The sequence below is a fragment of the Mycobacterium decipiens genome (assembly GCF_963853665.1).
GTDB classification, from domain to species: Bacteria; Actinomycetota; Actinomycetes; order Mycobacteriales; family Mycobacteriaceae; genus Mycobacterium; species Mycobacterium decipiens.
Genome location: NZ_OY970459.1, coordinates 1,685,024 through 1,704,325 on the forward strand (window position 1 = coordinate 1,685,024; position 19,302 = coordinate 1,704,325).

The following is a 19,302-nucleotide window of genomic DNA, read 5'->3' on the forward strand; positions in this document are numbered from 1 at the left end:
AACGCGGCTACTATCGGCCAATGGCGTTGGCCAGCGGCGCGACCTTTGCCGGCTACACCGTCGTGCGGATGCTGGGTTCTTCAGGGACGGGCGAGGTCTACCTCGTCCAGCAGCCGGGATTCCCCGGCTGGCAGGCACTGAAGGTTCTATCGCCGGCGATAGCGGCGGACGGCGAATTCCGGCGCCGATTTCAGCAGGAGACCGAGGTCGCCGCGCGGCTGTATCACCCGCACATCCTGGAGGTCCATGACCGCGGCGAGTTCGACGGACAGCTGTGGATCGCGATGGACTACGTTCACGGCATCGATGCCATCCAGCTGATGGCCGACCGGTTTCCGGCGGTGTTGCCGGTCGGTGAGGTGCTCGCCATCGTCACGGCCGTAGCCGCAGCTCTCGACTACGGCCACCAGCGTGGACTGCTTCATCGCGACGTCAGCCCCGCCAACATCGTGCTGACTACTGCGGGTGCGGGCCAACAACGGATCCTGTTGGCCGACTTCGGAATCGCTAGCCAACCGGGTAGCTCCCACGGCGCGATTGCCACCTATCCGGCGCCGGAACTGTTGGCTGGGGATCACATTGACGGGCGCGCCGACCAGTACGCGTTGGCGGTTACCGCCATGCACCTGCTCGCCGGTGCGCCGCCGGTGGATCATCCTCACACCGGGCTGGCGCAGCCACCCAAACTTTCCGTCCTTCGCCCGGACCTGGTACGCCTGGACGGTGTCTTCTCCCGGGCGCTCGCCGCAGAGCCCGGCGAGCGGTTCGGAAGCTGCCGAGAGTTTGCCGAGGCGGTAAACGAACAGGCCGGCGTCCCGGTGGGTGAGCACAGTCCCGAGGTCATCGAAGCGGCCGGGATCACCGCCGCGGCCGGCGGTGAGGCGTATGTCGTCGACTACCCGGCCTACGGTTGGCCCGAGGACATCGCCGGCGCACAACCGTCTGTCCCGAAGCCGGCGCCCGCGGCCCCGACCTCCCAACGGCGCGGCTCGTTGCTGCAGTCGGCGGCCGGGGTGTTGGCGCGGCGCCTGGACGACTTCTCCAGCGCGACGAGGGATCCTGGGGCGCCGCGGCGGCGCCGGCCACGCCGGATCTTGGTTGGTGCGGCGGCGGTGCTCCTGCTTGTTGGTCTCTTCGCGGTCGGGATCGCGGTCGGGCGCAAGACACACCCGACGTCCACCGAAGTCGCCGGCCCGCCGACGAGCGCATCGGCCGCGCCCAGCGCCCCGCCGGCCAGCGCCCCGGTCACCGCGCCGGCCCCGCTCGACGGCACCTACCGCATCGAGATCGAACGTTCAAAGCAGACATACGACTACACCCCGACTCCGCAACCGCCGGACGTGAACACCTGGTGGGCGTTCCGGACTTCGTGCACGCCGGCGGAATGCCTCGCGGCGGCAACGATGCTCGACGACACCGACCACACCACGGCGAAGAGTCCACCCGTTAAACCGTTCCTCATGCAGTTCGGCGACGGCCAGTGGAAGTCGCGGGCGGAGACGGTGCAGTTCCCGTGCGTCGGGCCCAACGGCTCGGCGAGCACGCAGACCACGACGCAGGTCCTCTCGCTGCGACCGCAACCCGAGGGCGACCTCCGCGGCGAAATGGTTGTCACCGTGCAAAGCAACGAGTGCGGCCAACAAGGCGCGGTCATCCGGATTCCCGCGGTGGCCAGCCGTAGCGGCGATCTTCCATCGGCAGTCACAGTGCCGGACCCGGCGACGATTCCCGATGTCCCCGCTGCAACCTCCACCGCCCCGTCACCGCCGACCACAACGGCGTCGGGGCCCGGTCGCTGACACCGCTTGACCAGCGCTTGGCCGGCGGAAATACGCGGGCCCAAAAAAGATTGCGAGTGATCACTATCTAATGTTAGCCTGGTGGCAACTCGACGACGTGGAGGAAAGCAGTGACCTACGACGTGATCATTCGCGACGGATTGTGGTTCGACGGCACCGGCAACCCACCACTGATCCGGACCCTGGGTATTCGCGACGGTGTGGTGGCCACGGTGGCCGAGCCCGCCGACGCGCCGTTGGACTCGACCGGTTGCCCGGAGGTAATCGATGCGGCGGGGAAGTGGGTCGTGCCCGGCTTCATCGACGTGCACACCCACTACGACGCCGAGGTGCTGTTGGATCCCGGATTGCGCGAGTCGGTGCGCCACGGGGTCACCACGGTGCTGCTGGGCAACTGCTCGCTGTCGACGGTCTACGCCGACTCTGCCGATGCCGCCGACCTGTTCAGCCGGGTCGAAGCGGTGCCCCGCGAATTCGTCCTGGGTGCGTTGGAAGACACCAAGACGTGGTCGACGGCAGCGGAGTACATCAAGGCAATCGACGCCCTGCCGCTCGGGCCGAATGTGGGCTCACTGCTTGGTCATTCGGATCTGCGCACCGCGGTGCTGGGACTTGAGCGCGCCACCGACGACACCATCCGGCCCACCGCCGCCGAACTGGAGAAGATGGCCAAGCTGCTCGACGATGCGCTCCAGGCCGGGATGCTAGGCATGTCCGGGATGGACGCGGCCATCGACAAGCTCGACGGCGACCGCTTCCGCTCGCGGGCGTTGCCGTCCACCTTCGCGACGTGGCGGGAGCGGCGCAGGCTGATCTCCGTGCTGCGCAAGCGCCGTCGGATTCTGCAGAGTGCACCCGACGTCGACAACCCGGCGTCGGTGCTGATGTTCTTCCTGACCAGCAGCCGGATGCTCAACCGGCGCAAGGGAGTCCGGATGAGCATGCTGGTGTCTGCCGATGCCAAGGCGATGCCTTTTGCGGTGCACGTTTTCGGGCTCGGCACCCGCGTGCTCAACAAGCTCCTGGGCGCTCAGGTGCGATTCCAGCATCTGCCGGTCCCGTTCGAGCTGTACTCCGACGGGATCGACCTCCCGGTCTTCGAAGAGTTCGGCGCCGGAACGGCGGCCCTGCATCTGCGCGAACAAATCGAACGCAATGAGTTGCTGGCCGACACGTCCTACCGCCGGCGGTTCCGGCGTGAGTTCGACCGCATCAAGCTCGGACCTTCGTTGTGGCATCGGGACTTCCACGACGCCGTGATCGTCGAATGCCCCGATACGTCGTTGATCGGCAAGAGTTTTGGGGCGATCGCCAACGAGCGCGGACTGCACCCGCTCGATGCGTTCCTGGACGTGCTCGTGGAAAGCGGTGAGCGCAACGTCCGGTGGACAACCACCGTCGCCAACCACCGGCCCAAACAGCTCAACAAGCTTGCTGCCGAACCGAGTGTCCACATGGGCTTCTCCGACGCCGGCGCGCACCTGCGCAACATGGCCTTCTACAACTTCGGCCTGCGGCTGCTCAAGCGCACCCGCGATGCCGACCGGGCCGGACAGCCATTCCTAACCGTGCAACGTGCGGTTCATCGCCTGACCGGCGAGCTTGCGGACTGGTTCGGCATCAACGCCGGCACGTTGCGCCGGGGTGACCGTGCGGACTTCGTGGTGATCGACCCGATCCACCTGGATGGATCGGTGGACGGTTATCACGAGGAAGAGGTTCCGTTCTACGGCGGCCTGCGGCGCATGGTCAATCGCAACGATGCGACCGTGGTCGCCACGGGCGTGGGCGGCACTGTCGTCTTCCGTAACGGCCGATTCCGGGACGGCTACGGGCAGACTGTGAAGTCGGGTCGGTACCTGCGGGCGGGCGAGCGGCAGGCCCGTCGGGAACAGGGTGCCCTGGGCGTTGGCGCCTGACATGGCCAGGACCCAGCAACAGCGCCGCGAAGAAACCGTTGGACGCCTCCTGCAGGCCAGCATCGAGACGATCATCGAGGTCGGATACGCGCGGGCATCAGCTGCCGTGATCACCAAGCGCGCTGGGGTGTCGGTGGGTGCGCTGTTCCGGCACTTCGAAACGATGGGCGATTTCATGGCGGCCACCGCGTACGAAGTGCTGCGTCGTCAGCTGGAAACGTTCACCAAGCAGGTCGCCGAAATCCCGGCCGACCGGCCCGCGCTTCAGGCGGCGCTGACGATTCTGCGAGACATCACCAGCACCTCGACCAACGCCGTGCTTTACGAGCTGATGATCGCCGCGCGCACCGACGAGAAGCTCAAGGAGACGCTGCAAAGCGTGCTCGGGCAGTACCGGGCCAAGATTTGCGATGCCGCGGGGGCTATGCCCGGGGCCGAGAGCTTTCCCGAGGAGACGTTTCCGGTCATCGTGGCTCTGTTGACGAACGTGTTCGACGGGGCCGCGATTGTGCGCGGGGTGCTGCCGCAACCGGAGATCGAGGAACAGCGGATTCCGGTGCTGACGGCCCTGCTTACCGCGACCTATTGAGCGCGAGCTTTACAGCGAGCCGATGCTGGCTTGCGGGTTGAGGGCAAAGCCCCAGTCGAACAGGCTCGCGGCCTGATCCCAATACGTCGGTCCGCCCTCCTTGATCAGCCCGTACATCATGGCGATCACCAGCCGGCGGCCCCCGCGTGCCGCGGCGCCGACGAACGTCTTGCGGGCGGCGTTGGTATAGCCGGTCTTGCCGCCGATGGCTCCCGGATACCGCTGCAGCAGCTCGTCCTGGTTGACGATCGGCTGCTCGCCCCCATCGCCTGGGCCGCCGGGGAACATCGCCGACGGTTCGGCGGTGATCTGCGCGAACACCGGATTGGCCATGGCCGCGCGGAAGATGACCGCCAAATCGTGTGCCGTCGACAATCCCGAACCGCCGGGGCCGTCCAGGCCTGACGGCGTCGCCGCGTGGGTGTTTGGCGCACCCAAGGCTGCGGCTTTGGCGTTCATCTTGGCCACGGTGGCATCTTGGCCGCCGAGCATGTGCGCCAGCGTGTTGGCGGCGTCGTTGCCCGAAACCAGCAGCAGGCCGTCGAGTAGTTGGCGCGTGGTGTAGGTGCGGCCCGGTTTGACACCTGCACAGTTGCATTCGACCTGGGTGTCGGCGACATCGGCGACGACGGTGGAGTCCAGGCTGAGTTCGTCCAGCGCCACCAATGCCAGGAGCACCTTGATGGTGCTCGCGGGCGGGTGGGCCACATGCTGATCCCGGCCGGCCAGCACCTGACCACTGTCCAGATCGGCCACTATCCAGGTTTGCGCCGGTCCGTCGGGGATCGGCACCGAGCCGGCCGGTTGCACGCTGGTGTCGGCCCCCGCGGTGCCCGTGCTGACGGTGACTGCGCAGGCACCGGCCGCCAGGAGCGCAGCCGCCGCGGCCATGAGCTTTCGCATGGGCGAGGAGTTTATCTTCCAGGGTTCCGGTACGCCTATTCTCCGGGCTTGAATCAATGCATGTTGAGCCTGGCCGAGATTTCCGACCGGTTGGAGATCCAGCAGCTGCTGGTGGACTACTCCACCGCCATTGACCTGCGCCGATTCGACGACCTGGACAAGGTGTTCACGCCGGACGCCTACATCGACTATCGGGCGCTGGGCGGCATCGATGGCCACTATCCCGAAGTGAAGCGATGGCTGTCGCAGGTGTTGTCGAACTTTCCGCTGTATGCGCACATGTTGGGAAACTTCGCGGTCCGCGTCGACGGAGACACCGCGTCGTCGCGGGTGATCTGCTTCAACCCGATGGTGCTGGCCGGCGATCCGCCCACCGGCCAAGAGCGGGTGCTGTTCTGTGGGCTGTGGTACGACGACGAGTTCGTGCGCACCCCCGAGGGCTGGCGGATGACCCGCCGGGTCGAAAGCAAGTGCTTCCAGAAAATGCTGTGAAACGGACACGTTTTCGGTAGTTGGACGGCGTTCTGGCACAATAGGCGGCTGTCCGCCGCGCGGCCAAGCATTGCTTGGGTGCCGTTCGGCGGTCATACACGCGAGGCAAAACCGGACCTGGGCATCCTGCCCAGATTGCTGAATTGCAGCGTGACACACACAGGAGAACCGCGTAACCATGGCTGTGAAGATCAAGCTCACGAGGCTTGGCAAGATCCGCAATCCCCAGTACCGCATCGCCGTCGCCGATGCTCGCACCCGCCGCGACGGTCGTTCAATCGAGGTGATAGGCCGGTACCACCCGAAGGAAGAACCGAGCCTCATCGAGATCAACTCCGAGCGCGCCCAGTACTGGCTCTCCGTGGGTGCCCAGCCCACCGAACCGGTCCTCAAGCTGCTGAAGATCACCGGCGACTGGCAAAAATTCAAAGGCCTGCCGGGCGCCGAAGGCCGGTTGAAGGTCGCCCCGGCCAAGCCCAGCAAGCTCGAGCTGTTCAACGCCGCGTTGGCCGCCGCCGACGGCGCGCCCACCACTGACGCCACGAAACCGAAGAAGAAGGCCCCGGCCAAGAAGGCCGCCAAGGCCGCCGAAACCGGCCCGGAAGCCGGCTCAGCAGAGGCAGCCACGGAAGCCCAGCAGGCGGACACGCCGGCCGAGGGCGGCCCGCAGGCCGAGACGGCGGAAAGCTGACGGGGCAATGAGCACCGTCGTCGTTGACGCTGTTGAGCATCTGGTCCGCGGGATCGTCGACAACCCTGACGATGTCCGGGTGGACCTGGTTACTAGTCGGCGTGGACGGACTGTCGAGGTCCATGTTCATCCCGACGACCTGGGCAAGGTGATCGGGCGCGGGGGACGAACCGCGACCGCATTGCGCACTCTGGTCGCCGGCATCGGTGGCCGCGGTATCCGCGTCGACGTGGTGGACACCGACCAATAGCGGGGCCACGCTCATGGAGCTGGTAATCGGGCGGGTGGTGAAGTCGCACGGCGTCACCGGCGAAGTGGTCGTCGAGATCCGCACCGACGATCCAGACACCCGGTTCACGCCGGGTACCCGGTTGCGGGCCAGCCGATCCCGCGACGGTGATCCCGAGCGCAGCGCTGCGGGCTATGTCATTGAGGGCGTGCGAGAGCACGGCGGACGGCTGCTGGTGCGATTGGCCGGAGTCACCGATCGAGACGCCGCCGACGCGTTGCGCGGCAGTCTGTTCGTCATCGACTCCGATGACCTGCCTCCGATCGAGGAGCCGGACACCTATTACGACCACCAGCTGGAAGGTCTTAGGGTCCAAACGATGGCGGGGCTGGGCGTTGGCGTCGTCACCGAAGTGGTGCACACCGCCGCCGGCGAGTTGTTGGCGGTCAAGGGTGACTCCGGTGAGGTGCTGGTGCCGTTTGTGCGCGCCATCGTCACGTCGGTGTCGCTGGACGACGGTCTGGGAAATGGCGTTATCAAGATCGACCCTCCCGACGGACTGCTGGACCTGGGGTAGCGGTGCGCATTGACGTCATAACGATCTTCCCGGCCTACCTGGACCCGTTGCGGCAATCGTTGCCAGGCAAGGCGATCGAGTCGGGCCTGGTCGACCTTCAGGTGCACGACCTGCGGCGATGGACCTACGACGTGCACCACTCGGTGGACGACTCGCCCTACGGCGGCGGCCCGGGGATGGTGATGAAGGCGCCGGTGTGGGGTGAAGCGCTCGACGAAATCTGTTCCGCCCCTACGCTGTTGGTTGTTCCTACTCCGGCTGGCGCACTCTTCACCCAGGCCACCGCCCAACGGTGGAGCGCAGAGACGCATCTCGTCTTCGCCTGCGGCCGCTACGAGGGCATCGACCAGCGGGTCATTGAGGATGCCGCTCGCCGGATCCGCGTCGAAGAGGTCTCGATCGGCGATTACGTGCTGCCCGGAGGGGAGTCGGCGGCCGTGGTGATGATCGAAGCAGTGCTGCGGCTACTGGCTGGAGTCCTCGGCAATCCCGCGTCACACCATGATGATTCGCATTCGCCGGGTATGGACCGGCTGCTGGAGGGGCCGAGCTATACCCGGCCGGCAAGCTGGCGTGGCCTCGACGTCCCCGAGGTCCTGCTGTCCGGTGACCATGCTCGAATTGCGGCCTGGCGCAGGGAGATCTCGCTGCAGCGCACCCGTGAACGCCGCCCCGAGCTGCTGGACTAAAGGACCGGCCGAGCAGACACAGAATCGCACGCGCAGGGCCGGATTCGTGCGATTCTGTGTCTGCTCGCTCACGTGAATGGGTCAGATCCGGCCGGTGGGAAATATCGTTCTGACAGCCTGGGTGATCGTCGCACGCGCGGTCGCGTCGTCCGACGGCTGCAGTGACTCGATCACCATGATGTAGCGGCGGTCCGGGCCTATCACCCCGGTCGACAGATGCATCCAGCTGCTGCCGATGCAGCACATCCAGCCCTGTTTGACCGCGACCGGTTCGGCGTACAAGCCGTCGGGGATGCCGAACCGCTGCGGGTAGCCGTCGATTCCCGTAGGGGTGGACTGGGCCAGGTCGTTGACGATGACGGCGGCCCGCTCCCGTGGTAGGCCGCCGGACCCGTCGAGCAGCATGTCGTAGTAGCGGATCAGGTCCGGCGCCGAGCTGATCGTGTTCCACCAGCGCCCGTCGCTGGGTGGCGCAGTCGACGTGAGCCCATACCGGCGCGCCACCTGGGTGACGATGGCATCTCCGCCGTCCTGACCCCAGAATCTTTCGGCGGCGCCATCGTCGGATGAGCGCAACATAACGTCCAGTGCCTGGTGGTCCTCCGGGGACAGCCCGATCTTCCCCTCGGACTCCCGCAGCAGCAGATCGTCGGCGATGAAGAGCTTGGCAACCGACGCGGTGGCGATGATCTGGGTGTTGCCGTTGGAGACCAGCTGGTGAGTTGCGCGATCGAGCACGGCCACCGAGAGGGCGGCGCCCTTGGCGGCGGCCTCGTCGGTTGCCTGCTGGATCCGTGCCTGCAGTCCGATAAATCCGACGTTCGGCTGCGCTTCCGGGCCCCCGGGCGGCGTGATAGCGCGCAGCAGCAGCTCAACCAGTTGCGGTTGCGGCTGCGGTTGCGCCTGCGGTCGAGACGAATTGCGATCGGCCGCGCTGTATACCTTTGCCTCGACCCGGGCCTCGCAGCCCGCGACCACCACCAACGTCACCGCCGCGGCGGCGGTGAGCAACGTCAGCGGCCGTGTTCGCATTCTTCTCCTTCGGCATCCTCCGACATCGCGAAGACGTGCGGGTGGGGCGGCCGCACCGCCCTCTCTGGGGCGTCACGCCTGGCCCCAGTCATATGTACCATTTGCAGGCGCTTTTGGACGGCGGCGAACCACCCGGGTTTCCTGTGATTTTCACTGCGTGCACACCGTCTGGCACAATTGACCAGTTGTCTTTCGCGGTGGTCGGCCGGCCGGGCTGCCTCCCGCCCGCTGCGAGATGCACCCAAAGCCCGAACCCATCGGCTTGGTGACTGCCGCACGCCTGCGTGTGGGCGGTAAACGAAGCCGCGACCCCCAAGGATGGTCCTTTCCAATGAATCGGCTGGACTTCGTCGACCAGGCGTCGCTGCGCGACGACATCCCGGCCTTCAACCCGGGTGACACCATCAATGTGCACGTCAAGGTGATCGAGGGCGCCAAGGAACGTATCCAGGTGTTCAAAGGCGTGGTGATCCGTCGGCAGGGTGGGGGCATCCGCGAGACGTTCACGGTGCGCAAGGAGAGCTACGGCGTCGGCGTCGAGCGGACCTTTCCGGTGCATTCGCCGAACATCGACCACATCGAGGTGGTGACCCGCGGCGACGTCCGCCGTGCCAAGCTGTACTACCTGCGTGAACTACGCGGAAAGAAAGCCAAGATCAAGGAGAAGCGCTGACCGGGACCGCCCCGGCGGCCATCCCGGACCGCCTCGGTCGTCGGCTCGGTGATCTACTCGCCCGTTGCCTCGCGGTTCTTCGACCACGACCTGAGCTGGCTACGCTGATCTCGTGACCGAAACCACCGACTCCCCATCTGAGCGTCAGCCGGACGCCGGTCAGTCGGAGCCGAAGCTCGCTGCCCGGGACACCGACATCCGCGACGAGGCCCCGGACGTGGATGCCGAAGGGGACGCCAAGGCGGCCGAAACGGACGACTCGAAGCCCGCGAAGCGATCAACGCTGCGGGAACTTGCGATTCTGGCCGTGATCGCCGTGGCGCTCTACTACGTGATGTTGACGTTCGTCGCGCGTCCCTACCTGATTCCGTCAGAATCGATGGAACCCACGCTGCATGGGTGTTCGACGTGCGTCGGCGATCGCATCATGGTGGACAAGCTCAGCTACCGCTTCGGCTCACCGCAACCAGGCGACGTCATCGTGTTCAAGGGTCCACCGTCGTGGAACGTCGGTTACAAGTCGATCCGCTCGCACAACACCGCCCTGCGCTGGGTGCAGAACGCGCTGTCGTTCATCGGTTTCGTACCCCCCGACGAGAACGACCTGGTCAAGCGTGTCATCGCGGTCGGCGGACAGACGGTTCAATGCCGGTCCGACACCGGCCTCACGGTCAACGGCAAGCCGCTGAAGGAACCGTATCTGGATCCGACCACCATGATGGCCGACCCGTCGGTATATCCGTGCCTGGGCAGCGAGTTCGGGCCGGTCACCGTCCCGCCCGGGCGACTTTGGGTGATGGGCGACAACCGGACCCACTCGGCGGATTCACGCGCCCACTGCGCCTTGCTATGCACCGGTGATGCGATGTCGGGAACCGTGCCGGTGGCCAACGTCATCGGCAAGGCCAGGTTTATCGTGTGGCCGCCGTCGCGTTGGGGTGTTGTGCGTTCGGTGAATCCCCAGCAGGGTTCGTAGCCATGGCCACGACCTGGCCACCGCGCACCGTGATCCGCAAGTCCGGGGGGGTGCGGGGGATGCGCACCCTGGAGTCAGCGCTGCACCGCGGCGGTCTAGGGCCAGTCGCCGGGGTGGACGAGGTGGGTCGCGGCGCCTGCGCCGGCCCGCTCGTGGTCGCGGCCTGTGTTCTCGGGCCGAATCGCCTGGAAAGCCTTGCTGCCCTTGATGACTCGAAGAAGCTCAGCGAGCAGGCGCGGGAGCAGCTGTTCCCGCTGATCCGCCGCTATGCGGTTGCCTATCACGTCGTGTTCATCCCGTCCGCCGAGGTCGACCGCCGCGGCGTGCACGTGGCCAATATCGAAGGCATGCGGCGTGCGGTGGCCGGCCTGCCGGTGCGGCCCGGTTATGTGCTCAGCGACGGATTTCGCGTGCCCGGGCTGCCGATGCCGTCGCTGCCGGTGATCGGCGGCGACGCGGCGGCCGCCTGTATCGCCGCGGCAAGCGTGCTGGCCAAAGTCAGCCGGGACCGGATGATGGTCGCGATGGATGCCGATCACCCGGGTTATGGCTTTGCGGAGCACAAGGGCTACAGCACCCCAGCGCACAGCCAGGCGCTGGCCCGACTGGGACCGTGCCCGCAGCACCGCTACTCGTTCATCAATGTCCGCCGGGTGGCGACCGGGTCGAACGGCAGGGAGATGGCCGATTGTCGACCCGACCCTCCGGGCGACGCGGCAAATGCGGGTGAGGGAAGATGGAGTAAGAGTTCCCACCCGGCGACAATGCGGGCCGTTGGTCGCGCTTAAGGCCCTCGGTGCCCACGGGTAGCGAGGGGAGGGCCGAGCAGATTGGCAGGGAGAAGGACGTCTGAGCAGATGAGTGGCAGATGAGCGCAGAGGATCTCGAAAAGTATGAAACCGAGATGGAGCTCTCGCTGTACCGCGAATACAAGGACATCGTCGGCCAGTTCAGCTACGTCGTAGAAACCGAGCGTCGTTTTTACCTGGCAAACAGCGTGGAGATGGTGCCGCGCAACGCCGACGGTGAGGTGTACTTCGAGCTGCGGCTGGCCGACGCCTGGGTATGGGACATGTACCGGCCGGCACGGTTTGTCAAACAGGTGCGGGTGGTCACGTTCAAGGACGTCAACATCGAAGAAGTCGAAAAACCCGAGCTGCGGCTGCCGGAATAGCCGCCGACTGGCGGGGCTACGCGTTCGATGGAAGCTGATCCTCGTCGTCGAAGAGAAGTTTTCCCCGATTCGCGATGACCGTCCGCGCCACCTCGGCGAGCTTGATGTTCAGGTCCTGGGAATAGCGCCGCAGCACGTCGAACGCCTCTTCCTCAGACACGCCGCTGAGGAGCATCAACATCCCAACGGCCTTGCCGATTTCGCGGTTGCTGAGCAGCCCGCGCCGCAAGGTGCTCGCGTCTTCGCCCTGGGCGATGGCGTTGATCGCCACGCTCGCGAACGACGCCAGCACGATTGCCTGACCCGCCGACTCGGCGTCGAAGGTGTTGGGGGTGTCGCTGAACAGGTTGAGCGCACCGGTGAGCTGGCGATCGACCAGCAACCGAAACCCCATTGCGCCGCGGACCGGCGTTTCGGCAACCAGGCGGGCAGCAAATTTGGGCCACAGCGACGGAGTGGTCAGGTCCGGGTCGATCTGCGGGGTTTCGTCCTCGATGGCGTCGATGCAGGGCCCGTCGCCGCTGGCCCGTTCCAGGTCGTCGATGTGTAGTGCTATGCGGTCGCTGGCGCCGACGGTGACATATCGACCGTCTTTGCGCACCAGCAGGCTGGCGTGATCGCAGCCTGAAACGACCAGGGTTGCCGCGATACAGATGGCGGCATAGACGTCCGAGGGGTCTGAGCCCTGGTAGATGATCTCGGCGAGCGCGGCGAAAACCGTCGCGGGATCCACCTTCGCCGGCTGGGTTGATGGGTCGCCGGAACCGGCGTTAGCCTCGTTCACTTCGTCCCTCGTTTCAGGCGCTCCCCGGGCTGAGGATCGACCCCACTTGCTGGAGGTGTCGACAGTGGCCTAGAGCAAGTCTGCCGCGGCCGGCTCTATGCGACGGCCGGTCAATAATCAATGTACGTTGGGGCCGTGAGGTTCCAGCGGCCAGCCGCGTCTCGCGATATCCGCGCCGACTATGACGAGCATGCGGCAACGGTGGCGCCGGCCAAACGCGAGGCGGCGGGCCTGCGCGCGGTGATGGTATCGCTGCAACGGGGGCTGCAGCAGATGGGCGCGCTGCGCACAGCGGCCGCCCTGGCTCGGCTGAATCAGCGCAACGGCTTCGACTGTCCAGGTTGCGCGTGGCCGGAGGAGCCCGGCGGCCGCAAATTGGCCGAGTTCTGCGAGAACGGTGCCAAGGCAGTCGCCGAGGAGGCCACCAAGCGCACCGTCACGCCGGAGTTTTTCGCCCGGCACTCGGTGGCAGAGCTGTCCGCAAAGCCCGAGTACTGGTTGTCCCAACAAGGCCGGCTCGCCCACCCGATGGTGCTGCGTCCCGGTGACGATCACTACCGGCCGATCGGCTGGGATGCCGCCTACCGGCTCATCGCCGAGCAGCTCAATGCGTTGGACAGTCCCGACCGGGCAGTGTTCTACACGTCCGGACGTACCAGCAACGAAGCCGCGTTCTGCTACCAGCTGCTCGTTCGGTCTTTCGGCACGAACAACCTGCCCGACTGCTCCAACATGTGCCACGAGTCCTCAGGTTCGGCGCTGACGGAGTCGATCGGGATCGGTAAGGGCTCGGTCACCGTCGAGGACGTCGTGCGTGCCGACCTGATTGTGATCGCCGGACAGAACCCGGGCACCAACCACCCGCGGATGCTGTCGGTACTGGAAAAGGCAAAGTCAAACGGCGCCAAGGTCATCGCGGTGAATCCCCTGCCCGAGGCGGGATTGATTCGATTCAAAGATCCGCAGAAGGTGAACGGGGTTGTGGGACGTGGCATCCCGATCGCCGACGAGTTCGTGCAGATCCGTCTCGGCGGGGACATGGCGTTATTCGCCGGGTTGGGCAGATTGCTACTGGAGGCTGACGACCGCGGACCGGGCAGCGTTATCGACCGGTCATTCGTCACCGATCACTGCGCCGGATTCGACGAGTATCGGCGCCGGACCTTGCAGGTCGACTTCGAGACTGTGCTGGCGGCCACCGGTATCGAACGCGTGCAACTCGAGCGGGTGGCCGCGATGTTGATGGCCTCGCAGCGCACCGTCGTCTGCTGGGCGATGGGCCTGACCCAGCACACCCACGCGGTCGCCACCATCGGCGAGGCCACCAATTTGCTGCTGCTGCGCGGCATGATCGGCAAACCCGGCGCCGGCGTGTGCCCGGTGCGCGGGCATTCCAACGTGCAAGGGGACCGCACGATGGGGATCTGGGAGAAGATGCCCGAGCAGTTCCTGGCGGCGCTGGATCACGAGTTCGGCATCGCCAGTCCACGCAAGCACGGCTATGACACCGTGGCCGCAATTCGCGCCATGCGAGATGGCCGGGCCACCGTCTTCATGGGCATGGGTGGAAACTTCGCCTCGGCCACCCCCGATACCGCCGTCACCGAGGCGGCCCTGCGCAGTTGCGCGTTGACGGTACAAGTCTCGACCAAACTCAACCGCAGCCACCTCGTCCACGGCACCACCGCGCTCATCCTGCCGACGCTGGGCCGCACCGACCGCGACATCCGCAATGGGCGCAAACAGCTGGTGTCGGTTGAGGATTCGATGTCGATGGTGCACCTGTCCCGCGGGAGCCTGCATCCGCCCAGCGACCAGGTGCGCAGCGAGGTGGAGATCATCTGCCAGCTGGCCCGCCGGCTGCTGGGCCGTGAGCATCCGGTGCCGTGGGAGCGGTTCGCCAGTGACTACGACACGATCCGCGACGCGATCGCGGCGGTGGTCGACGGCTGTGCCGACTACAACCGCAAGGTGCGTGCGCCCGACGGATTCCAGCTGCCGCACCCACCGCGCGATGCGCGCGAATTCCGCACCAGCACAGGCAAAGCCAACTTCGCGGTCAAACCGCTGCAGTGGGTGCCGGTGCCGCCCGGCCGGCTGGTGCTGCAGACCCTGCGCAGCCACGATCAGTACAACACCACGATCTACGGGCTCGATGACCGGTACCGCGGGGTGAAGGGCGGCCGCCGGGTGGTGTTCGTCAACCCTGCCGATATCGAATCGTTCGGCTTGCAGGCGGGCGACCGCGTCGACGTGGTCTCGGAGTGGACCGACGCCGAAGGCCATCTGCAAGAGCGGCGGGCGAAAGACTTTCTGGTGGTGGCGTATTCGACCCCGGTAGGTAATGCCGCTGCCTACTATCCGGAGACCAATTCACTGGTTCCGCTCGACCACACCGCAGCCGAATCGAACACTCCGGTGTCGAAGGCGATCGTGGTTCGTTTGGAGCCGGCGGCCTAGTGGCCCACGTCACGGCGCGTCGGCGGGTGCGGCATCTCACCGCCGATCAGGTGATTACCCGGCCGGAGACTCTGGCCGTCGAGGAGCCGCTGGAGATCCGTGTCAATGGGACGCCGGTCACGGTGACCATGCGCACGCCAGGTTCGGATTTCGAGCTTGCGCAGGGCTTTCTGCTCACCGAGGGGATCATCGCGGATCGTGAAGATGTGCTGGCCGTGCGCTACTGCGGCGGGCGCGGCGACGATGGCGCCAATACGTACAACGTCCTCGATGTCACCCTGGCCGAGGGCGTCAAGCCGCCTGGTCTGGACGTCACCCGCAATTTCTACACCACGTCGTCGTGCGGGGTCTGTGGCAAGACGTCGCTTCAGGCGGTGCTCCAGGTCAGCCGATTCGCACCGGGCCACGATGCCGCCACCGTCGGCGCGGACACCCTCAAGGCGATGCCGGACCAACTTCGCGGCGCGCAAAAGGTTTTCGCGAGCACCGGTGGGCTGCACGCCGCGGCGTTGTTCGGTGTGGACGGCGCCATGCTTGCCGTGCGCGAGGACATCGGTCGGCATAATGCGGTCGACAAGGTCATCGGCTGGGCTTTCGAGCGTGACCGGATACCGCTGGGCGCGTCGGTGCTTCTGGTCAGCGGGCGGGCGTCGTTCGAGTTGACCCAGAAGGCGCTGATGGCCGGTATTCCGGTGCTGGCCGCGGTATCCGCGCCGTCGTCGCTGGCGGTTTCGCTGGCCGAGGAGTCCGGGATCACGCTGGTGGCGTTCCTGCGGGAGGACTCGATGAACATCTACACCAGGGCGGACCGAGTCACCTAGCGGGAGCCTTCTCAGCGCCGAGAATGATGTTGTTGGGTGGACCTTCGGTCCCTGAATTCACTTGCGCGCCATTGGCGATCTCGAACTTGTTTAGCTTCGTTTGGGGCTGCCGTCTGCCAACCTCGGTTTGGACGCCGCCCTCACCGAGCGCACTCATGGGTTCTCACCACCCCGGTGGTGTTCGTAGCGCTACGGGCCACCGAGATGCTCAGTTTGGGCTCATCGGTCGACGGTGGCGATGCGACTCTCCCGATTCTCACCGCTCGAAGTCGCTGAGCGTATTTGTCCTACGGCCGGCGTAACTGGCTTGCTGCGCGTTCGACCTTGGCGTTGAGTCAGTGCGCTCAGGCTGGGACTCGATAACTTCGGCGTCCATAATTTCATCTGCACGCACGCACGCACGCACGCACGCTCGACGGCGCCCTAGATGCCGCGGCGATGGCCACCGCGGCCACCGGACGCCCGTATCGGCGCAAGGAAGCCATCCCACCCGGTCCGGCGGCCAAAGCCGCTGCCCAACACCATCGGTATTGGTGGTAGTCATGCCTCTGTTCAGTCACGCCGCAGACGCGAACCGAAGGGCTCGACAGACCCACCGGAGTCAACCCACAACGGGGCGACAGGAATTTCGCCAGTCAGGCCTTTCGGTCCGCTAGGCTGCGCTACGGGCAGCTAACCCGACCACGAACCGCTAACACCCATACAAGTCGGAATTTCGGCGAGCACACCTGAGGACTTTCGATGAGCGCGATCAGGAGAACGCGCAGCTGGTGATGCAGCGTGATGTTGTCCTCAAGCGCTCAGTCGCCCCTCTGGGTTCGAGAATCGTTGGGCCAGTACAGATGTCACGGTTCATCGACGCCCAGAGGGCACAGTACGCAATCCTCTGTGCGACAGCATGCCGGGCACCGGTGTCAAGGCCAAGCCCTACCGGTGGCCTACAGCCAGCTCTGACATCCGGCTGCGGGCACCCACCGCCCAACACCTATCGGAGGAGCGGCGGGAATCAAGATCACTACAAGTCAAGTCTCCACGGAGTCACGGGAACCCCGCCACCGCTAGAATCCGTACGTCTTCTTGAGCTGGAACAGTTCGACCAGGGCTTGGTCCCTGCGTCCGGTGAGTGTGGAGACGTCCTGCTTCTCGAGCTCGTTGTCGACGCCCGCGATGAGCTTCTCCTTGAGGTCTGGGGTCAGCGAAGGGGCGCTCAGCTCTTTCCACCGGGCTTCTTGCGTCGGGCCCAGGTGGTCGAGGTAGTGGCGATATCCACCGCTGCCGCCACCGAGGTGGTAGGTGAGGTGCGGCCCCATCAGGGCCCAGCGCATCCCGGGCCCGTAGGTGATCGCGGTATCCACGTCGCTGACGGAGCCGATGCCCTGCTCGACGATGCCAACGGCTTCGCGGTACAGCGCCGAGGTCAGCCGGTTCGCCAGATGACCGACGACCTCTTTCCGTACGCGGATCGGAATCCGCTTCATCGCGACGTAGAACTCCTCGGCATCACGCAGGGCCTGCTCGGAGGTCAGTCGCCCGCCCACCAGCTCGACCATCGGCACCATGTGCGGCGGGTTCATTGGATGGCCGACCAGCACACGCTCCGGATACTTTGCCGCGCTTTGGATGTCGGACGGCAACAGCGACGATGTGCTGGACGAGATGATGACGTCCGGGTCGATCACCGACTCCAGTTCACCGATCATCGCGTGCTTGACCTCGATTCGGTCCGGCCCGCACTCCGTCACGAAGTCGACGCCCGTCAGGCCGCCGATCTCCGTCCCGAACTGCGGTGTCTGGACGTCATCGGTCGTCGTCAGCTCGAGTGCCGTCAGCATCGGCCACGCTTCGCGCGCGAAGGTGTGCAGTTCGGATTCCACTTCGGCCCGGGGATCTATGACAACGACCTGCCGACCCCGTGCCAGGAATAAGCTCGCCCAGCTCATTCCGATGAGACCGCCGCCTATGACCGCTACCTTCTTGATCTCGCGCACAATCAACTACCCCTTCGTCGGATATTCGCGCTCGAATTGCTCTCGGGTGATGTCGGCGGGCAATTTCTCCTGTGTCGTTGCATCCAGTTCCGGGTCCCAGGTGTTGATCATGGTGCCCAAGATGAAGTAGGTGCCCAGGATCGCCATAAGGTCCATGACTTGTCGTGCGGTGTAGTGCTCGCGAAGCTGGGCGTGTGTCTGCTCGCTCAGCCCGTAGTTGTCGAAGAGCTCGTCGACGGCTCGCAGCAACAGCGCCTCGCTGACCTCCCATCCGGGCGCATCGCCGCCCTGCTTCGCCCGCTCGATCTCCTCCCTGGAGATCCCGACCTTCAGGGCGCGCTCCACGTGGGCACCCCACTCGTACCACGCGCGCACCCGGGTGGCGACGCGCAGGATGACCAGTTCGCCTTTCCGGCGGCCCAGATCACCGCCGTTGACCGCGTAGTTCCGAAAGCTCCACCACGCCTGGAGCAGCGCCGGATGGTTCGCCATGAGCCGATGCACGTTTATCGGTGACCCGTGCATGTCGTCGATGATGTTCTTCAGCGATGGATCCCACTCTGCGATGGGCAGCGGAACCACTCGCAAGTCGTCGTTCATCCGGTGGGCCTCCCTTCCGTTCGTAACGCCTTACAGCACATAGTCGTGGGGCACCGGTAGCTCTATTTCGAGCATGTAGCCGCTGAGTGATTTACCGTGTTTGTCACGCCGCAGGCCGGCAACCACGCCGCCGTCGAGCGCGGCGTGCAGTATGTAGATGAACTCGTACCGGGTCTCCTCGCGTTCGACGTGTCCACGAACAATGTCCTTGACGTGTGTCCCGGATGATCTGTTTGTGCTTCAGGTCGTAGGGGAGCACGGGCCGATCGGGAAGGCGGGTGTCGTCACCGGCATCGCGAAAGCTCGACTACGGACTTCGTCCTGATTCATCGCTAGCCTCCGATGTGGTGGGGCGATCGGGCGCCACACACACCACATGACAGTCACGGGCCCTTCCTGAAGGGCAAATGCTGGACGCGTATCCGCTTGGCTTGGCCGATCGTATCGTGGTGGCGTCTCAGGTGTGGTGCATCTGGCGTGGGTGCATGTTCTTGGTTGGTGATGTTACGCGGCGGTGGTGTCGGTCGTGGCGGTGCGGGGCCGTTCAAGTAGTTGGTGGTGTAGGTCTTGGACGTGGCGGCTCGTCGGCGCCGTCCTTGGCCGATATGCACGACGAATGGCAAGCCGGCGACCGGCCGCTACCTCTCCGAAGCATCTATGGCGCTGCTCTACCCGACAGCGATAATGTTCTGGTCGCCGCAATCAGCGGCGACCAGTAGACACCGCAAAACGGTCATGTCAAAGACCGCGGCTGCACGTTCCCCAACTGCGACGTCCCTGGCTACCTCACCGAGGTACAGCGACGCACCACCGAATGGATCCCACCGACCCACCTCGACCACGGCCAACCCCTACTTCCACCACGAAAAGCTCCTGTGCACCGGCGACGGCGAGGACGAGGACCCC

General features: G+C 65.5%; 19 protein-coding genes and 4 pseudogenes. 17 read left to right on the top strand and 6 right to left on the bottom strand.

Annotated features, from left to right (window positions below; all coding sequences use genetic code 11):
- Window positions 1-20: 20 nt before the first annotated feature.
- From AADZ55_RS07680 to AADZ55_RS07690, 3 genes and pseudogenes are all read left to right on the top strand, one after another.
- Window positions 21-1,799, top strand: a complete 1,779-nt coding sequence (locus tag AADZ55_RS07680) for a serine/threonine-protein kinase (RefSeq protein ID WP_085323947.1) — start codon at window positions 21-23, stop codon at window positions 1,797-1,799.
- Between the two features lie 70 nt (window positions 1,800-1,869).
- Window positions 1,870-3,718: pseudogene (locus AADZ55_RS07685) on the top strand (N-acyl-D-amino-acid deacylase family protein).
- A gap of 1 nt (window position 3,719) precedes the next feature.
- The gene (locus tag AADZ55_RS07690) at window positions 3,720-4,307 is read left to right on the top strand and encodes a TetR/AcrR family transcriptional regulator (RefSeq protein WP_085323945.1); all 588 of its coding nucleotides are present in this window, start codon (window positions 3,720-3,722) and stop codon (window positions 4,305-4,307) included.
- A gap of 9 nt (window positions 4,308-4,316) precedes the next feature.
- Here the strand turns inward: AADZ55_RS07690 and AADZ55_RS07695 are convergent, their stop codons facing one another.
- Complete coding sequence (locus AADZ55_RS07695) at window positions 4,317-5,210, bottom strand: D-alanyl-D-alanine carboxypeptidase family protein (RefSeq protein WP_085323944.1); 894 nt, start codon at window positions 5,208-5,210, stop codon at window positions 4,317-4,319.
- A 60-nt stretch (window positions 5,211-5,270) separates the two neighbouring features.
- Between AADZ55_RS07695 and AADZ55_RS07700 the strand changes: the two genes are divergently transcribed.
- From AADZ55_RS07700 to trmD, 5 genes are all read left to right on the top strand, one after another.
- Window positions 5,271-5,702, top strand: coding sequence for a nuclear transport factor 2 family protein (locus AADZ55_RS07700; protein ID WP_085323943.1), 432 nt, complete (start codon window positions 5,271-5,273; stop codon window positions 5,700-5,702).
- A 178-nt stretch (window positions 5,703-5,880) separates the two neighbouring features.
- A complete protein-coding gene (rpsP, locus tag AADZ55_RS07705; protein WP_085323942.1) occupies window positions 5,881-6,393 on the top strand; it encodes a 30S ribosomal protein S16 in 513 nt (170 codons plus the stop codon).
- A gap of 7 nt (window positions 6,394-6,400) precedes the next feature.
- The gene (locus tag AADZ55_RS07710; RefSeq protein ID WP_036354608.1) at window positions 6,401-6,643 is read left to right on the top strand and encodes an RNA-binding protein; all 243 of its coding nucleotides are present in this window, start codon (window positions 6,401-6,403) and stop codon (window positions 6,641-6,643) included.
- 13 nt (window positions 6,644-6,656) lie between these two features.
- Window positions 6,657-7,199 (top strand): ribosome maturation factor RimM, encoded by a 543-nt coding sequence (rimM, locus tag AADZ55_RS07715; protein WP_085323941.1) that lies wholly within the window; start codon window positions 6,657-6,659, stop codon window positions 7,197-7,199.
- A gap of 2 nt (window positions 7,200-7,201) precedes the next feature.
- Window positions 7,202-7,888 carry a tRNA (guanosine(37)-N1)-methyltransferase TrmD gene (gene trmD / locus AADZ55_RS07720; protein WP_085323940.1) on the top strand — a complete coding sequence of 229 codons (687 nt, stop codon included), beginning with the start codon at window positions 7,202-7,204 and terminating at the stop codon, window positions 7,886-7,888.
- An 81-nt stretch (window positions 7,889-7,969) separates the two neighbouring features.
- On the opposite strand, the gene AADZ55_RS07725 is transcribed toward trmD, so the two are convergent.
- Entirely contained in the window at window positions 7,970-8,920 is a 951-nt protein-coding gene (locus AADZ55_RS07725; RefSeq protein ID WP_085323939.1) for a hypothetical protein, read from the bottom strand.
- 331 nt (window positions 8,921-9,251) lie between these two features.
- Between AADZ55_RS07725 and rplS the strand changes: the two genes are divergently transcribed.
- From rplS to AADZ55_RS07745, 4 genes are all read left to right on the top strand, one after another.
- Window positions 9,252-9,593, top strand: coding sequence for a 50S ribosomal protein L19 (gene rplS / locus AADZ55_RS07730; protein WP_044510756.1), 342 nt, complete (start codon window positions 9,252-9,254; stop codon window positions 9,591-9,593).
- A 112-nt stretch (window positions 9,594-9,705) separates the two neighbouring features.
- Entirely contained in the window at window positions 9,706-10,569 is an 864-nt protein-coding gene (lepB, locus tag AADZ55_RS07735; RefSeq protein ID WP_085323938.1) for a signal peptidase I, read from the top strand.
- A 2-nt stretch (window positions 10,570-10,571) separates the two neighbouring features.
- The gene (locus AADZ55_RS07740) at window positions 10,572-11,357 is read left to right on the top strand and encodes a ribonuclease HII (protein WP_085323937.1); all 786 of its coding nucleotides are present in this window, start codon (window positions 10,572-10,574) and stop codon (window positions 11,355-11,357) included.
- A gap of 80 nt (window positions 11,358-11,437) precedes the next feature.
- Window positions 11,438-11,743, top strand: a complete 306-nt coding sequence (locus AADZ55_RS07745) for a DUF2469 domain-containing protein (protein WP_012393608.1) — start codon at window positions 11,438-11,440, stop codon at window positions 11,741-11,743.
- A gap of 16 nt (window positions 11,744-11,759) precedes the next feature.
- Here the strand turns inward: AADZ55_RS07745 and AADZ55_RS07750 are convergent, their stop codons facing one another.
- Window positions 11,760-12,527 (bottom strand): GAF and ANTAR domain-containing protein, encoded by a 768-nt coding sequence (locus AADZ55_RS07750; protein ID WP_085323936.1) that lies wholly within the window; start codon window positions 12,525-12,527, stop codon window positions 11,760-11,762.
- 120 nt (window positions 12,528-12,647) lie between these two features.
- Here AADZ55_RS07750 and AADZ55_RS07755 point away from each other — a divergent pair, with 120 nt between their 5' ends.
- The 3 genes and pseudogenes from AADZ55_RS07755 to AADZ55_RS07765 form a co-directional block, all read left to right on the top strand.
- Window positions 12,648-14,987 (top strand): FdhF/YdeP family oxidoreductase, encoded by a 2,340-nt coding sequence (locus AADZ55_RS07755; RefSeq protein ID WP_085323935.1) that lies wholly within the window; start codon window positions 12,648-12,650, stop codon window positions 14,985-14,987.
- The gene (gene fdhD / locus AADZ55_RS07760) at window positions 14,987-15,808 is read left to right on the top strand and encodes a formate dehydrogenase accessory sulfurtransferase FdhD (RefSeq protein WP_085323934.1); all 822 of its coding nucleotides are present in this window, start codon (window positions 14,987-14,989) and stop codon (window positions 15,806-15,808) included. Before AADZ55_RS07755 ends, fdhD begins: the two co-directional genes overlap by 1 nt.
- Before the next feature lie 420 nt (window positions 15,809-16,228).
- Window positions 16,229-16,324, top strand: a pseudogene (locus AADZ55_RS07765) (transposase); the annotation flags it as partial.
- Between the two features lie 542 nt (window positions 16,325-16,866).
- On the opposite strand, the gene AADZ55_RS07770 reads toward AADZ55_RS07765, so the two are convergent.
- The 3 genes from AADZ55_RS07770 to AADZ55_RS23495 are packed head-to-tail and all read right to left on the bottom strand — an operon-like array spanning window position 16,867 to window position 18,600.
- Window positions 16,867-17,796, bottom strand: coding sequence for a 3-hydroxyacyl-CoA dehydrogenase NAD-binding domain-containing protein (locus AADZ55_RS07770; protein WP_085323991.1), 930 nt, complete (start codon window positions 17,794-17,796; stop codon window positions 16,867-16,869).
- A 6-nt stretch (window positions 17,797-17,802) separates the two neighbouring features.
- The gene (locus tag AADZ55_RS07775) at window positions 17,803-18,396 is read right to left on the bottom strand and encodes a carboxymuconolactone decarboxylase family protein (RefSeq protein WP_085323933.1); all 594 of its coding nucleotides are present in this window, start codon (window positions 18,394-18,396) and stop codon (window positions 17,803-17,805) included.
- Between the two features lie 30 nt (window positions 18,397-18,426).
- On the bottom strand, window positions 18,427-18,600 hold the full coding sequence (locus tag AADZ55_RS23495) for an AtuA-related protein (RefSeq protein ID WP_423202392.1): 174 nt from the start codon (window positions 18,598-18,600) through the stop codon (window positions 18,427-18,429).
- Window positions 18,601-18,973: 373 nt separating this feature from the next.
- On the opposite strand from AADZ55_RS23495, the pseudogene AADZ55_RS07780 reads away from it, so the two are divergent.
- Window positions 18,974-19,115: pseudogene (locus AADZ55_RS07780) on the top strand (IS256 family transposase); the annotation flags it as partial.
- An 84-nt stretch (window positions 19,116-19,199) separates the two neighbouring features.
- Window positions 19,200-19,302, top strand: a pseudogene (locus AADZ55_RS23500) (hypothetical protein); the annotation flags it as partial.

What these genes read in the sequence shown, in the direction of transcription:
- AADZ55_RS07745 (WP_012393608.1), top strand. Translation starts at nt 11,438, where the DNA reads ATGAGCGCAGAGGATCTCGAAAAGTATGAAACCGAGATGGAGCTCTCG.
- AADZ55_RS07695 (WP_085323944.1), bottom strand. Translation starts at nt 5,210, where the DNA reads ATGCGAAAGCTCATGGCCGCGGCGGCTGCGCTCCTGGCGGCCGGTGCC.
- AADZ55_RS07755 (WP_085323935.1), top strand. Translation starts at nt 12,648, where the DNA reads ATGTACGTTGGGGCCGTGAGGTTCCAGCGGCCAGCCGCGTCTCGCGAT.
- AADZ55_RS07740 (WP_085323937.1), top strand. Translation starts at nt 10,572, where the DNA reads ATGGCCACGACCTGGCCACCGCGCACCGTGATCCGCAAGTCCGGGGGG.
- AADZ55_RS07775 (WP_085323933.1), bottom strand. Translation starts at nt 18,396, where the DNA reads ATGAACGACGACTTGCGAGTGGTTCCGCTGCCCATCGCAGAGTGGGAT.
- rpsP (WP_085323942.1), top strand. Translation starts at nt 5,881, where the DNA reads ATGGCTGTGAAGATCAAGCTCACGAGGCTTGGCAAGATCCGCAATCCC.
- rplS (WP_044510756.1), top strand. Translation starts at nt 9,252, where the DNA reads ATGAATCGGCTGGACTTCGTCGACCAGGCGTCGCTGCGCGACGACATC.
- AADZ55_RS07690 (WP_085323945.1), top strand. Translation starts at nt 3,720, where the DNA reads ATGGCCAGGACCCAGCAACAGCGCCGCGAAGAAACCGTTGGACGCCTC.
- AADZ55_RS07700 (WP_085323943.1), top strand. Translation starts at nt 5,271, where the DNA reads ATGTTGAGCCTGGCCGAGATTTCCGACCGGTTGGAGATCCAGCAGCTG.
- rimM (WP_085323941.1), top strand. Translation starts at nt 6,657, where the DNA reads ATGGAGCTGGTAATCGGGCGGGTGGTGAAGTCGCACGGCGTCACCGGC.
- AADZ55_RS07725 (WP_085323939.1), bottom strand. Translation starts at nt 8,920, where the DNA reads ATGCGAACACGGCCGCTGACGTTGCTCACCGCCGCCGCGGCGGTGACG.
- AADZ55_RS07680 (WP_085323947.1), top strand. Translation starts at nt 21, where the DNA reads ATGGCGTTGGCCAGCGGCGCGACCTTTGCCGGCTACACCGTCGTGCGG.
- AADZ55_RS07710 (WP_036354608.1), top strand. Translation starts at nt 6,401, where the DNA reads ATGAGCACCGTCGTCGTTGACGCTGTTGAGCATCTGGTCCGCGGGATC.